13 protein-coding genes are annotated in these 14,791 nt (G+C 61.0%); all 13 read left to right on the plus strand.

From position 1 onward, the window contains the following. Positions 1 to 176 precede the first annotated feature (176 nt). The 13 genes from JZY08_RS24315 (at position 177) to JZY08_RS24375 (ending at position 14,761) form a co-directional block, all read left to right on the plus strand. Positions 177 to 884: a phosphoribosyltransferase gene (locus JZY08_RS24315; protein ID WP_082184917.1), complete on the plus strand. Its 708-nt coding sequence runs from the start codon at positions 177 to 179 to the stop codon at positions 882 to 884. 205 nt (positions 885 to 1,089) lie between these two features. Next, on the plus strand, positions 1,090 to 2,145 hold the full coding sequence (locus JZY08_RS24320; protein ID WP_082184916.1) for a dipeptidase: 1,056 nt from the start codon (positions 1,090 to 1,092) through the stop codon (positions 2,143 to 2,145). Between the two features lie 50 nt (positions 2,146 to 2,195). Then, a complete protein-coding gene (locus tag JZY08_RS24325) occupies positions 2,196 to 3,836 on the plus strand; it encodes an ABC transporter substrate-binding protein (protein WP_082184915.1) in 1,641 nt (546 codons plus the stop codon). A gap of 18 nt (positions 3,837 to 3,854) precedes the next feature. Then, on the plus strand, positions 3,855 to 4,922 hold the full coding sequence (locus JZY08_RS24330; protein WP_216331992.1) for an ABC transporter permease: 1,068 nt from the start codon (positions 3,855 to 3,857) through the stop codon (positions 4,920 to 4,922). After that, positions 4,919 to 5,851, plus strand: coding sequence for an ABC transporter permease (locus JZY08_RS24335; RefSeq protein WP_003499027.1), 933 nt, complete (start codon positions 4,919 to 4,921; stop codon positions 5,849 to 5,851). Before JZY08_RS24330 ends, JZY08_RS24335 begins: the two co-directional genes overlap by 4 nt. After that, the gene (locus JZY08_RS24340) at positions 5,848 to 6,684 is read left to right on the plus strand and encodes an ABC transporter ATP-binding protein (protein WP_216331994.1); all 837 of its coding nucleotides are present in this window, start codon (positions 5,848 to 5,850) and stop codon (positions 6,682 to 6,684) included. Before JZY08_RS24335 ends, JZY08_RS24340 begins: the two co-directional genes overlap by 4 nt. Further along, the gene (locus JZY08_RS24345; RefSeq protein ID WP_216331996.1) at positions 6,681 to 7,430 is read left to right on the plus strand and encodes an ABC transporter ATP-binding protein; all 750 of its coding nucleotides are present in this window, start codon (positions 6,681 to 6,683) and stop codon (positions 7,428 to 7,430) included. Before JZY08_RS24340 ends, JZY08_RS24345 begins: the two co-directional genes overlap by 4 nt. Positions 7,431 to 7,589: 159 nt before the next feature. Continuing rightward, entirely contained in the window at positions 7,590 to 8,492 is a 903-nt protein-coding gene (locus tag JZY08_RS24350; protein WP_216331997.1) for a LysR family transcriptional regulator, read from the plus strand. A gap of 181 nt (positions 8,493 to 8,673) precedes the next feature. Continuing rightward, a complete protein-coding gene (locus tag JZY08_RS24355; RefSeq protein WP_216331998.1) occupies positions 8,674 to 10,209 on the plus strand; it encodes an ABC transporter substrate-binding protein in 1,536 nt (511 codons plus the stop codon). Positions 10,210 to 10,436: 227 nt separating this feature from the next. Continuing rightward, positions 10,437 to 11,366 (plus strand): IS110 family transposase, encoded by a 930-nt coding sequence (locus JZY08_RS24360; protein ID WP_216330675.1) that lies wholly within the window; start codon positions 10,437 to 10,439, stop codon positions 11,364 to 11,366. A 175-nt stretch (positions 11,367 to 11,541) separates the two neighbouring features. Further along, complete coding sequence (locus JZY08_RS24365) at positions 11,542 to 12,492, plus strand: ABC transporter permease (protein WP_216331999.1); 951 nt, start codon at positions 11,542 to 11,544, stop codon at positions 12,490 to 12,492. Continuing rightward, positions 12,489 to 13,310 carry an ABC transporter permease gene (locus tag JZY08_RS24370; protein WP_216332000.1) on the plus strand — a complete coding sequence of 274 codons (822 nt, stop codon included), beginning with the start codon at positions 12,489 to 12,491 and terminating at the stop codon, positions 13,308 to 13,310. The genes JZY08_RS24365 and JZY08_RS24370 overlap by 4 nt, the downstream gene beginning before the upstream one ends. A 53-nt stretch (positions 13,311 to 13,363) precedes the next feature. Further along, entirely contained in the window at positions 13,364 to 14,761 is a 1,398-nt protein-coding gene (locus JZY08_RS24375) for an amidase (RefSeq protein WP_216332001.1), read from the plus strand. The last annotated feature ends 30 nt before the right edge of the window (positions 14,762 to 14,791 follow it).

A 14,791-nucleotide genomic window follows, 5' to 3' on the forward strand; every position in this document is an offset into this window, starting at 1 on the left:
GCCATAGGTGAGCTTGTCCGAATGCCTGTTGCTTTGTTTTGTTCTAGCTGAAAAAGCCAATGAAAAGAACCCGCCGCATGCTTGCGGTTGTTGAAATGCCTGATGTGAAGAACCGGGCTGGCGTGGTCGAACAACGCGATTGCCTTTCGCCACCCGCTCCTGAAAGGAAAAGAACGATGCCGCAATCCGCATCGCCTGCCGCCCTATCCCCTGCTGCTCCGCATGAGTTCTGGCAGGATATCCGCGCCCCCCGCACATTTGAAACCGCAGGTCCGCATTCCGCCTTCTTTCCGGCGGAACTGGATGACGGGCGACAGATCTGCCTGCCGATCCGGCCTCTGGCGGATGGCGAGCATGCGCTGGCCTCGCTCATCGTTAATCAGGCTTCCTTTGAGGTGCTGGAAGCGCTGGCCGCCGATCTTGCTCAGAAGCTTCTCCCCCTCAAGCCAGAGGTGGTGATCGGCCTGCCGACGCTCGGGCTGACACTTGCCGCCGCCGTCGCCCGTCATCTCGGTCATTCCCGATACGTGCCGCTCGGCACTTCGCGCAAATTCTGGTATCTGGAGGAACTGTCGGTACCGATGTCCTCCATCACCACCAAGCAGGAAAAACGGCTCTACATCGATCCGCGCATGTTGCCGCTCATCGAGGGCAGGCGGGTGGCGCTGGTGGATGATGTCATCTCCAGCGGCAGTTCCATCATTTCAGGTCTTTCGCTTCTCGCCTCGTCCGGCATCCGGCCGGTGGTGATCGGTGCAGCCATGCTGCAATCGGACCGCTGGGAGCAAAAAATCGCTGCTTTCGGGCCGGAATGGCCGGAGCGGGTGAGGGGTGTTTTCGCCACGCCGCTGCTGACAAAGGCGGAAGGCGGCTGGCGGGCTTGACGTTGCGCAATTCCCGGCAAAAGGCAAGTGGTGATAATTTCATCGTTGCCTAATTTGCGTCTTGCGGAGCCGCGAGAGATCGTCCTAAGATCGTCTCCGACAGATTATAGCGGCCGGCAAAAAATGCGCCGGTTTGCTTTTGCGCGGTGTCATTCCGGCGTCTGCCCGCCCCCTTTGTTTTTGCCGCTTACTGGAATTTCTTCAAATGCATGCAGTGTTCGACGGTCATAATGATGTGCTGCTTCGGTTGTGGCGCAACAGCAAGGCCGGCGCCGATCCGGTTGCGGAATTCAGGAATGGCACACGCGAAGGCCATATCGATGGTCCGCGTGCACGGGCAGGCGGTCTTGGCGGCGGCATCTGCGCCATCTACATCCCCTCCGGCGATCTCATCCTGCAGGAGCCGGACGCGCAGGGCCACTATAATACACCGCTCGCGGCGCCGCTCGAACGCCAGCCTTCGCTTGATATCGCCATGGAAAAAGCTGCGATCGCGCTCAGACTCGATCGCGCCGGGGCCTGGCGGCTATGCCGCTCGACAGCCGATATCCGCAAGGCCTTTGCCGAGGATATCTTCGCGGCCGTGCTGCACATGGAAGGCTGCGAGGCGATCGGAGCCGATCTCGATGCGCTCGAGGTGTTTTATGCTGCCGGTCTGCGCTCGCTTGGTCCGGTGTGGAGCCGGCACAATATTTTCGGCCACGGGGTTCCCTTCTCCTATCCGATGTCGCCCGATACCGCGCCCGGTCTCACCGATGCCGGTTTTGCGCTGGTGAAGGAATGCAACCGGCTCGGTATTCTCATCGATCTTGCGCATATCACCGAAAAGGGCTTCTGGGATGTGGCGAAGACCACGAATCAGCCTTTGATCGCCAGCCATTCCAACGCGCATGCGCTCACCCCCGTCGCCCGCAATCTCACCGACAGGCAGATGGATGCTATCAAGGAAAGTGGCGGTCTGGTCGGCCTCAACTATGCCGTGACCATGCTGCGGGCGGATGCGCGCGACATTGCCGACACCCCGCTTTCCGACATGGTGCGCCACATAGACTACATGGTGGAGCGCATGGGCATCGACTGCGTGGCGCTCGGATCCGATTTCGACGGTGCGACGGTACCCGTTGGCGTTGCTGACGCGAGCGGCAATCACAATCTGGTTGCGGCGCTGAAATCGGCGGGCTACGGTGACGGAGAACTGGCCAAAATCTGCCGGGAGAACTGGCTGCGCGTCTTATCCCAGGCCTGGCATGAGGCCGCCTGAGAGCACATAAAAGCGAACGAAATCAATCTTATAACAAAAGGGGAGATCCTATGATCAAATCGCTCAACAAATCCATGCGTATTCTCAGCACCAGCGCCGCTTTGTCGCTGATGATGCTGTCTGCGCCGCATGCTTTCGCTGCCACACCGGCCGATACGCTGGTCGAAGGTTTCGCCATCGATGACATCATCACGCTCGATCCGGGCGAGGCATTCGAGCTGTCCGCAGCTGAAGTCACCGGCAACACCTACAGCAAGCTGGTTTCCATCGATCTCAACGACACCTCCAAGGTGATCGGCGATCTCGCCGAAAGCTGGACGACCTCCGAAGACGGCCTGACCTATACCTTCAAGCTGAAATCTGGCCTGAAATTCGCCTCCGGCAATCCGATCACGGCTGACGATGTGGCATTCTCGTTTGAACGCGCCGTCAAGCTCGACAAGTCGCCGGCATTCCTGCTGACGCAGTTCGGCCTCAAGGGCGACAACGTCAATGAAAAGGCGAAGGCTGCGGATGCGAACACCTTCGTACTGACCGTCGACAAGCCCTATGCGCCGAGCTTCGTGCTGAACGTGCTCACCGCAACTGTCGCTTCGGTGGTCGACAAGAAGCTCATCACCGAAAAGGCGAAGTCCGTTACCCCGAGCGCCGATTACAAATATGACACCGATTTCGGCAATGAATTCCTGAAGACCGGTTATGCCGGTTCCGGCCCTTACAAGATCCTTGGCTGGAAGGCCAATGAAGCGGTCATCCTCGAGGCCAATCCGAATTATTACGGTGAAAAGCCGAAGCTGAAGCGCGTTGTCTATCGCCACATGAAGGAAAGCTCCGGCCAGCGCCTGGCGCTTGAAAACGGCGATATCGATGTGGCCCGCAACCTCGAGCCGGGCGACATGGAAGCCGTTTCCAAGAAGGAAGGCCTTGCCGTCACCTCTGCGCCGAAGGGCACCGTCTATTATTTCAGCCTCAACCAGAAGAACGAGAACCTGAAGAAGCCCGAGGTCATCGAGGCGTTCAAATATCTCGTCGATTACGACGCGATCGGTGAGACGATCATCAAGGGCATCGGCGAAGTCCACCAGACGTTCCTGCCGAAGGGCCAGCTCGGCGCGCTCAACGAGAACCCCTACAAGCTCGACGTCGCCAAGGCGAAGGAACTTCTGGCCAAGGCCGGCCTGAAGGACGGCTTCACCGTGTCCATGGATGTGCGCAATACGCAGCCGGTAACCGGTATTGCCGAAAGCGTGCAGCAGACGCTGGCGCAGGCCGGCATCAAGCTGGAAATCATTCCGGGCGACGGCAAGCAGACGCTGACCAAGTACCGCGCCCGCACCCATGATATCTACATTGGCCAGTGGGGCTCGGACTATTTCGATCCGAACTCGAATGCGGAAACCTTCACCATCAACTACGACAATTCCGATGAGGGCAAGAACAAGACGCTCGCATGGCGCAATGCCTGGGACGTTCCTGACCTGACCAAGGAAACCCAGTCGGCTCTGCTGGAGAAGGACAGCGCCAAGCGCGCCGCAATCTATGAGAACCTGCAAAAGGAAGTTCTGGCGAAGGGTCCTTTCGTCATCATCTTCCAGCAGACGGAAGTGGCCGGTTATTCCGCCAAGCTCAAGGGCCTGAAGCTCGGACCGAGCTTCGACACCAACTACGTCTATACGATCTCCAAGGAATGATCCGGAAGGATCGGTCTCTTGAGCATCGTTGAAACGAACAGCCGGGCGAGGCAGGGCAAACGCCGTGCCAACGCCCGTGTGAAGGCCGTTCTCGGCTTCGCCGTCACCGTCATCACCACCTTTCTGGGGTTGATGGCGGTCACATTTTTCATTGGCCGTGTGGTGCCGATCGATCCCGCATTGGCGATCGTCGGCGACCGCGCGCCTGCCCATGTGGTCGAGCGGGTGCGTGAGCAGCTCGGACTCAACCTGCCGCTCTGGCAGCAGTTCTTTCTTTATCTGAAGCAGGCGCTTTCGGGCGATTTCGGCATCTCCGTCCTCACCACCAATCCGGTGATGGAGGATATCAAGCGGGTGTTCCCGGCGACGATCGAGCTTGCGACGATCGGCACCATCATCGGCGCCGTTTTCGGCATACCGCTCGGCGTGCTTGCCGCCGTCAAGCGCGGCAGTTTTGCCGACCAGGTGGTGCGCGTCATCGGCCTCATCGGTTATTCCGTGCCGATCTTCTGGCTCGGCCTCCTGGCGCTGCTGGTGTTTTACGCCCGGCTGCAATGGGTCGCCTATCCCGGCCGCATGGATATCGTCTATGAATTCACCTTCACGCCGGTCACGGGCTTTTTCCTGATCGACGCGATCTGGCAGCGGCAGTGGGAGGTCTTGTGGGACCTGTTCCGCCACATCATCCTGCCGGCCTCTCTGCTCGGTTATTTTTCGCTGGCCTATATCAGCCGCATGACGCGCTCCTTCATGCTGAACGAGCTTAGCCAGGAATATATCGTTGCGGCGCGCGCCAAGGGGCTTTCGGAAACCCGCATCATCTGGTTCCACGCGCTGCGCAACGCCGCCGTGCCGCTGGTAACGGTGATTGCGCTGTCCTATGCCGGTCTGCTCGAAGGTTCGGTGCTGACCGAAACCATCTTCGCGTGGCCGGGGCTTGGCCTCTACATCACCAATTCCCTGCAGAATGCGGATATGAATGCCGTTCTTGGCGGCACGATCGTGATTGGCGCCATCTTCGTCGGCATCAATCTCTTTTCCGATCTGCTTTACCGGACGCTCGACCCAAGGACGCGCAGCCGATGACGATTTCGACCGATACATTGAAACCTTACAGCCGCGAATGGCTGCTCTCCGACCGGCCGGCCTCGCGCAGACAGGCGCGTCTCGGCCGGGCCTATGTCATCTGGCGGCGCTTTTCGGAAAACCGGCTGGCGCTGCTCGGCCTCGGCATCATTGTTGCGCTGCTGTTCGTTGCGCTGTTTGCCAATGTGCTGGCGCCGCATAATCCGGTGCAGGGCGATCTGCGCAATGCCCGGCTTCTGCCTCCGGGAACGGAAGGTTACCTGCTCGGCACGGATGATCAGGGGCGTGATATTCTCTCGCGCCTCATCCACGGTTCCCGGCTGACCCTCTTTGTCGTGCTGCTGGTGGCCATCATTGCGGCCCCCATCGGGCTCATCGTTGGCACTGTCTCGGGTTATGCCGGCGGCTGGGTGGATGCCGTTCTGATGCGCATCACCGATATCTTCCTCGCCTTTCCGAAGCTGGTTCTGGCGCTGGCGCTGGTGGCCGCACTTGGGCCGGGCATCGAAAACGCCGTGCTCGCCATCGCGGTCACCTCATGGCCGCCCTATGCGCGCATCGCACGCGCCGAAACCATGACCTTCCGCAATTCTGATTTCATCGCGGCGGTTAAGCTCATGGGGGCCTCGCCTTTCCGCATCGTCCTGAAACACGTCATGCCGCTTTGCATGTCGTCGCTCATCGTGCGTGTTACGCTCGACATGGCGGGCATCATCCTCACCGCCGCCGGTCTCGGTTTTCTCGGCCTTGGTGCGCAGCCGCCTCTGCCGGAATGGGGCGCGATGATCGCTTCCGGACGCCGTTTCATTCTCGATCAATGGTGGGTTGCCGCCATGCCGGGTATTGCGATCCTGATCGTCAGCCTCGGTTTCAACCTTCTGGGTGATGGCCTGCGCGATGCGCTGGACCCCAAGGAGGCGAACCAATGAGCGCGCCGCTTCTGACTGTCGAGAACCTGCGCGTTTCCTTTCCCACCCGCACCGGGCTGGTGGAGGCGGTGCGCGGCGTGTCCTTCACGCTGGGGCGTGAACGCCTCGGCATTGTTGGCGAATCCGGCTCCGGCAAATCGCAGACCGGCCGCGCCATCATGGGGCTGACCCCGAAAAGCGCGCGCATCGAGGCCGATGCCCTGCGCTTCGGGGATATCGATCTTCTCAAAGCTTCGGCAAAGGAAAGGCGGCTCATGCGCGGCAAGCGCATGGCCATGATCCTGCAGGACCCGAAATATTCGCTGAACCCGGTCATGCCGATCGGCCGCCAGATCATGGAAACGCTGCGCACCCATGAAAATATCGGCTCCAGCGAGGCGCGCCAGCGCACGCTCGCCATGCTGGAAGCGGTGCAGATCCGTGATCCCGAGCGCGTCTTCGATCTTTACCCGCACGAGGTTTCAGGCGGCATGGGCCAGCGTGTCATGATCGCCATGATGCTGGTCTGCGGCCCGGAACTGCTGATCGCCGACGAGCCGACTTCGGCGCTCGACGTAACCGTTCAGCTCGAAGTGCTCGACATTCTCGACAAGCTGGTGCGCGATCGCGGCATGGGGCTGATTTTCGTCAGCCACGATCTGCGGCTGGTCTCGTCCTTCTGCGACCGCGTTTTGGTCATGTATGCGGGCAAGGTCGTTGAGGAACTGTCCTCTGCCAATCTGAAGGAGGCGAAGCATCCCTATACGCAGGGCCTCCTGAACTGCCTGCCGGAAATCGGCGGCCACCGGCATCCGTTGCCGGTTCTGGAACGCAAGCCGGAGTGGCGCGCATGAGCACGGTTCTTTCCACCAGAGACATGGTGGTCGATTTCGACGGCTATATCGCGCTCGACAGCGTCAGCATCGATGTGGACGAGGGTGAATCCTTCGGCATCGTCGGTGAGTCCGGTTCCGGCAAGTCGACGCTGCTGCGCGCCATTGCCGGCCTCAACCATTTCGATGAAGGCTCGTTGATGGTGGCCGGTCGCTCCTATTCGGGCAAGCACCGCGACAAGAGCTTCTACCGCGATGTGCAGATGGTGTTTCAGGACCCTTACGGTTCCCTGCACCCCCGCCAGACGGTGGATGCGCTGCTGCTTGAGCCGCTGGTCATCCACGGTCTGGATAATCGCGAGCAGCGCATTGCCCGGGCATTGGACGAGGTGGGCCTCGGCACCGGCTTCCGTTTCCGCTATTCGCACCAGCTTTCCGGTGGCCAGCGGCAGCGTATCGCTATTGCGCGTGCGCTGATCGTCGAGCCGAAAATCCTGCTGCTCGATGAGCCGACCTCGGCGCTCGACGCCTCCATTCAGGCGGAAATCCTCAACCTGCTTGAACAGGCCCGCAAGGATCGTAACCTGACCTTCGTCATGGTCAGCCACGATCTCGGTGTCATCAGCCACATGTGCGATCGCCTTGCGGTGATGAAAAGCGGCAAGGTGGTGGAAATGCTGGAAGCCGAGGCGCTGGAAAGCCGGGAATTCAGCGCGGATTATACGAGGCAGCTGCTGGTGGCGAGCGAGGGCTTCAAGCGCGTTTGAGCTGCCGCTACAGTTGGGCCAAATGACATCTTCCGTCATTCCGGCCTTGAGCCGGAATCCAGCGACCGCGCGTCTGCGCGGTCAGAGACTTGATGGCGCTGGATGCCGGGTCAAGCCCGGCATGACGGACGGTGTCGGCCAAAACAAGGTATTCAGACTATGCAACTCCGCGCATTGATGTATTTCGACGAACTGGTCCGCACCAATTCCATGCGCGCCGCGGCGGAAAATCTGAATGTCGCACCGACGGCGGTCAGCCGCCAGATCGAGAACCTCGAATATTATTTCGGCTCGCCGCTGGTTGAGCGTTCCAGCCGGGGCGTGAAGTTGACGGCTGCGGGGGAACTGCTTGCCGCCCGCGCCGGCAAGACGTTGCGGGAACTCGACCATGTGCACCAGCTGATCGACGATCTGAAAGGCCTGCAGCGCGGCCGGGTCACGGTCTATGCCAATGGCGCGACGGTGGCGAACCTTCTGGCGCCGGTCTTGGCACAGTTCAGCCTCAAATATCCTAAACTGCGCTTCGAGGTCCATATCACCAGCGCCCGCCAGGCGATGGAAGCCCTGGGGGCGGCGGAGGCCGATCTGGTCGTCAGCCTTTTTGCACCAAAGGTCTCCGGGGTGAAAGTGCGCTCGCGCACCCGTATCAGCTATGACGCGATCTTTCCCGCCGGTCATGCGCTTGCCGCCCAGCCGGAAGTCTCACTCAAAGAGCTGGCCAGCCTGCCGCTCGCCCTGCCGGACAAGAGTTTTGCTGCGCGTCAGGCCTTCGATACGCTGTTTGCGGATGCGGGCGTCGAGCTTGATCCCGTCTTCATCACAAGCTCGCTGGAAATGCTGAAGGAGCTGGTGCTGGGCCACGCCGCCGCCACGTTGCTGCCGGCGCTTTCGGTGGCGCGGGAAATCCGCAGCGGCCAGATGGTCGCCGTTCCGCTGGCCGGGAAAAAGGGCATTCACACCCAGATCGATCTCTGCGTTGCGCCAGACAGGCAATTGTCCTTCGCCGCCTCCAAGCTTGCCGATTTTATCGAGCGCTTCATGCGTGAGGCGACGGCGGGGTAAGCAAGGCGGCTGACTATCCGAGCGGAAGGTTGATTTCCATCCGCATTTCCGTGTAGCCATTTCAGCTACACGGAGCACACAAAAATCGAGATTGTGTGTGCGCCTGCAACATGACACTCTTTTTGCAACGGGCGGTCTTTCCGAGGGCAAAAATGCCCCGGCCGCCAGACAGGGGACAATGATGCCACGCACTTATCTTTCGCAGGCGGCAACGCTTTCGCGCCGCGCCACGCTGGGCCTCGCATTGGGCACGGCGCTCTGGCTGCCGCTTTCGGCAACGGTTGCCGAGGCCGCGCCGAAAACCGCGCTGACGCTTGGCATGGCCGTCGAGCCGGCCGGTCTCGATCCGACCATCGCCGCCCCCGTCGCCATCGGCCAGGTCACCTGGCAGAACGTCTTCGAAGGTCTGGTCACCATCGACAGAGACGGCAAGGTCAAGCCGCAGCTGGCGGAACGCTGGGAAATTTCACCCGATGGCAAGACATACACATTCAAGCTGCGCCAGGGCGTCACCTTCCATGATGGTGAGGCCTTCGACTCCTCCGTTGCGAAATTTTCGCTGGATCGGGCGCGTGGCGAAAGCTCCGTCAATCCACAGAAACGCTTCTTCGCCGCCATCAACAGCATCGAGACACCCGATGCCGCGACGCTGGTGCTGAAACTGAAGCAGCCGGCCGGCAGCCTGATCTACTGGCTCGGCTGGCCAGCCTCCGTCATGGTCGCGCCGAAAAGCGCGGAAAACAACCGCACCACGCCGGTCGGGACAGGCCCGTTCAAATTTGCGAGCTGGGCCAAGGGCGACAAGGTGGAATTGGAGAAAAACGCGGCCTATTGGGACAAGGCGGTGGCGGTAAAGCTTGACAAGGCAACCTTCCGTTTCGTCTCCGATCCGCAGGCACAGGCCGCCGCGTTGAAATCCGGTGACATCGATGCCTTCCCGGAATTCGGCGCGCCGGAACTGATGACGTCCTTCGACGGCGATGCGCGCCTCGGCACCTTCGTCGGCAATACGGAACTCAAGGTCGTGGCCGGCATGAACAGTGCCCGCAAGCCTTTCGACGACAGGCGCGTGCGTCAGGCGCTGATGATGGCGGTGGATCGCGGCACGGTGATCGAAGGCGCGTGGTCGGGTTATGGTACGGCCATCGGCAGCCACTACACCCCGAACGATCGCGGTTACATCGACACGACCGGCGTTCATCCCTTCGATATTGACAAGTCGAAGGCGCTGCTTGCCGAGGCGGGATATCCGGATGGGTTCAGCTTCACCATCAAGGCGCCGCAAATGGCCTATGCCCAGCGCACCTCGCAGATCCTGCAGGCGATGTTTGCCGAAATCGGCGTCACGATGACCATCGAGACCACCGAGTTTCCGGCGAAATGGGTGGCGGATGTCTTGAAGGGCGCTGACTTCGACATGACCATCGTTGCCCATGCCGAGCCGATGGATATCGATATCTACGCGCGCGATCCCTATTACTTCAATTACAAGAACCCGGCCTTCAACGAGATCGTCGGTAACGTCGAAAAGACGGCGGATGTGGCCGAGCAGGAAAAGCTCTATGGCGAGGCCCAGAAAATCCTCGCCGACGACGTGCCGGCCCTTTACCTTTTCGTCATGCCAAAGCTTGGCGTGTGGGACAGGAAGGTGAAGGGGCTGTGGGAAAACGAGCCCATTCCTTCGAATGTGCTGACGGATGTGCACTGGGAAGAGTGACGTTTGTTGTGAATGGCGAGGCGCATTCTTCCCCTCATTCCTGTGCTTGTCACAGGAATCCTGTGTATTGCGTCTGTGCTAGAATGGTAGCGGACGGAAGGCCGTCGGGATCCTGGTCGTTTGAGACCGCTTGCTGGCTCTGGTCCTCCGTCCGCCTTTGATATCCCAACCTGAACAGTTGATTGAGGCCGTGAGCGCGGACCTCGAAGCACAGGATGAGGCTTGCCATGATACACCCTGTTTTCATTGGATGCGACGTCGCCAAGGCGCATCTTGATCTTTTCGACGGCCGGACATCCCGGCATATCCGCATCGACAACACCGCTGCCGCCATTCATGCATGGCTGCAAGGCCTGGAGGGGCAGGAGGCGACGGTCATTCTGGAGGCGACCGGGCGTTATGACAGGCAGCTGTGCGCGGCTCTCGATCGGCAACAGCGTCCGTATTGCCGGGTCAACCCCGCCCGGGCGCGCGACTTCGCAAGAGCCACCGGCCGCCTGGCCAAGACCGACGCCATCGATGCCCGCCTGCTGGCACACATGGGCGAAACGCTTGGCCCCGCAACCAGCACACCACCCGATCCGGCCCGGCAGGCGCTTGCCAGCTTCCATACAAGGCGCGATCAGCTCGTTGCCATGCGCCAGCAGGAGCGGCTTCGCCTTTCCAGCGCAGAGCCCATGGAGCACGATAGTCTGGAGCGCCATCTCATCTGGCTGGACGGCGAGATCGAGGCGATCGAAAAAGCCTGTCACGCCCATGTCCGGGAAAACGCGGAACTGAACGAACAAAGCACCAGGCTCCGTTCCATTCCGGGCGTCGGGCCAGTCACCGCATTCACGCTGATGGCGCATATGCCGGAACTGGGCGGCAGCTCTTCCAAAGCCATGGCCGCATTGGCGGGACTTGCTCCCTTCAATGCCGACAGCGGCATCAAACGCGGCCAGCGCCATATTCGCGGCGGACGAAAGCGCGTGCGCGATGCCCTCTACATGGCGGCGTTGGTGGCTTACAGGCTGAAGACCGCCTTCGCCCGCACGGCGCAAACCATGCAGACCAAGGGCAAACCGTTCAAGGTCATGATCATTGCCATCGCCCGCAAAATCCTCGTCGCCGCAAACGCAATCCTCAGGGATAAAACCGTCTTTGCTAAAACCTGACAATACAGTTGCCAGCCAGCCCAAGTCCTTGGGCTGAAAGGAATCTTTCCGCCGCGCAGACGCGCGTCGACTGGATTCCCGTTACAGGCACGGGAATGAGGAGAGATTTGCGCAGGAAGACGGCAACTCCATCCGCCACATCCCGTAGCGAAACAAAGCAAGGAAAGAATGCCAGATGTTAGCCGTCCTCATCCGGCGTCTTTTAAGCCTCGTCATCACGCTGTTTGCCGTTTCCCTCATCATCTATGTCGTCATGGGCCTGCTGCCGGGCGATCCGGCGGCCATCATGCTTGGAACCTCGGCGAGCCCCGATACGCTGGCTGCGCTGCAGAAGCAGATGGGCCTCGATCAGCCGCTGCCGTTGCGTTATCTCCAGTGGCTCGCTGGCGTGTTTCGGGGCGATCTCGGGCAATCCTATACCTATGGCGTGCCTGTGGCGGGGCTGATTGTCGAGCGGCTTGCCGTCACCCTGCCGCTTGCGCTTCTGGCGGTCTGCCTTTCGGTCGCCATCGCCATTCCGCTCGGCGTTGCGGCGGCGAGAAGCCGCAACGGGCCGGTGGATTTGGCAGCCGGGCTGTTTTCCCACGTGGGCATTGCCGTGCCCGGTTTCTGGGTCGGGCTGCTGCTCATCATCATCTTTTCCACGACGCTCGGCTGGATGCCATCAGGCGGGTTTCCCGGCTGGCAGCCGAGTTTTTCGGCGGGGCTTATCGCGCTGGTGCTTCCGGCCATTGCCCTTGCGCTGTCGCAGGCGGGTGTTCTCACCCGCGTCTGCCGCTCGGCGGTGCTGGAGGTGATGAACGAGGATTTTGTGCGCACCGCCCGCGCCAAGGGCCTGAGCGAGCGGGTGGCGCTGTGGCGGCATGCGGTGCCGAACGCGATGATCCCTGTGGTCACCATGATCGGCCTGCAATTCACCTTCCTCATCGCCGGCGCGGTGCTGGTGGAAAATGTCTTCAATCTGCCGGGCCTCGGGCGCCTTGCCTATCAGGCGCTGACCCAGCGGGATATCGTCGTCATGCAGTCCGTCGTGCTGTTCTTCTCGGCGCTGGTCATCGTCATGAATTTTCTGGTCGATATCGCCTATCTCTTTATCGATCCGAGACTGCGGGCAGGTGCGCGATGATGCGACTGATCCGCCGCCGCCCCGCTTTCGTTGTCGGCATCGCCGTCACCACCTTTCTTGTCGCGGTTGCGCTGCTCTCGCTGGTCTGGACGCCGGTTTTGCCGACCAAGATGCAGATCGCCCAGAAACTGAAATCGCCCTTTGCCTATGGCGGTCTTGGCACGGATCATTTCGGCCGGGATGTTCTCTCCATGCTGATGGCCGGGGCGTGGAACTCGCTTTCCACCTCCATCGCCGCCGTTGCCATCGGCGCTCTCATAGGCACCGCCGTCGGCGTATCGGTCGCGGCCCTGCGGGGTTTCACCGAAACCGTGGTGATGCGCATCTGCGATATCATTTTCGCCCTGCCGCCGATCCTGTCGGCCACGATGCTCGGCGCTTTCATCGGCACGGGCCGGTTCACCGCCATCATCGCCATCGCCACCTTCATGGTGCCGGTCTTTGCGCGGCTGACGCTGGGTGCGGCCTTGCAGATATGGTCGCGGGAATATGTCACCGCCGCCACCAGCATCGGCCAGAACCGCGCCAAGATCACGCTGTTTCATATCCTGCCGAATATTTCCAACCAGATCATCGTGCAGGTGACGATCCAGCTCGGTCTTGCCATCCTTACCGAAGCGGGGCTTTCCTTCCTCGGTCTCGGCATGCCGCCGCCTGCCGCCACCTGGGGTCGGATGCTTGCCGATGCGCAGACCTATCTTGGGACAGCGCCATGGCTCGCCATCATGCCCGGCCTTGCCATTGCGCTTGCCGTCTTCGGCCTCAATCTTCTCGGCGATGGCCTGCGCGACCTGCTGGACCCGCGCGATACCAGCTGATCGCTTCTAGCCGATATCGCCCTATTATCTGTTTTTCTGACGAGACGACGCTGATGACCGATCTCATAGACCTCAACACGCTCGAAATCCTGGCGCTTTACCGGCAAAAGAAGCTATCGCCATCGGAATATTGGCAGGCGGTAGAGGCCCGCATCGACACATTCGAGCCCACGGTGAACGCGCTTTACGCCTATGATCCCGAGGATGCCCGCAAACAGGCGCTGGCCTCGACGGAGCGCTGGCAAAAAGGGGAAACGCTCGGGGCGCTCGATGGGATTCCGGTCTCGCTGAAGGAACTGATCGCCACCAAAGGCCAGCCGGTTCCGCTCGGCACCAAAGCGGTGGAACTGGTGCCGGCTCTGGAAGACGCGCCGGTTGCCGCGCGCTGCCGCGAGGACGGCGCGATCCTTTACGCCAAGACGACCTGCCCGGATTACGGCATGTTGTCATCAGGCCTTTCCAGTTTCCACAAGCTCAGCCGCAACCCGTGGGACCCGACGCAGAACCCCGGTGGCTCCAGCGCCGGTGCGGCCTCTGCCGGTGCTGCGGGTTACGGCACGCTGCATATCGGCACGGATATTGGCGGCTCGGTGCGCCTGCCGGCCGGATGGACGGGCCTGTTCGGCTTCAAGCCCAGCCAGGGCCGCATACCCGTCGATCCCTATTATACCGGCCGCTGCGCCGGGCCGATGACCCGCACGGTTGTCGATGCCGCCTATGCGATGGCCACACTTTCCCGCCCGGACTGGCGTGATGGCACCGCGCTGCCGCCCAACAATATCAACTGGATGGACCTCGACATTAATGTGAAGGGCCTGAAGATAGGTCTGATGCTGGATGCCGGCTGCGGACTGCCTTTGGAGAACGAGGTGCGCGATGCCGTGCTCTCTGCCGCCAAACTGTTCGAAGAGGCAGGCGCCATCGTCATCCCCGTCGAGCCGGTGCTGACGCGAGAAATGCTTGATGGGCTGGATGATTTCTGGCGGGCGAAATTCTGGGGCGATATGGTGGCGCTGAGCGCGGATCGACGTGCCGCGATCCTTCCCTATATTCACGAATGGGCGGAAAAGGGCGCTGATGTCTCCGGCGCGCGCGCCGTTTTCGGTTTCAATCAGACCATGGAAATGCGTAGGAGTTGCGGGCGGTTGATGCAGTCGGTTGATGTGGTGATTTCACCCGTCAATCCCATCGTCTCCTATCCGGCTGACTGGGCCTCGCCCACCAACGATCCTGAGCGGCCTTTCGAGCATATCGCCTTCACCGTCCCGTGGAACATGTCCGAACAGCCGGCATCCTCGATCAATTGCGGCTTCTCGAAATCCGGAATGCCCATCGGCTTGCAGATCGTCGGCCCGCGTTATGAGGATTTGTTCGTGCTCAAGCTCTCCAAGGTCTTCGAGGATTGGGGCGGCGGTGTGAGACGCTGGCCGCAGCCGCCGCAGGCCCGCTGATCCGAGCTTTATCGGCCCTGTAGTATTGCC

The sequence above is a fragment of the Rhizobium sp. X9 genome, assembly GCF_018873185.1.
Taxonomy (GTDB): domain Bacteria; phylum Pseudomonadota; class Alphaproteobacteria; order Rhizobiales; family Rhizobiaceae; genus Agrobacterium; species Agrobacterium oryzihabitans.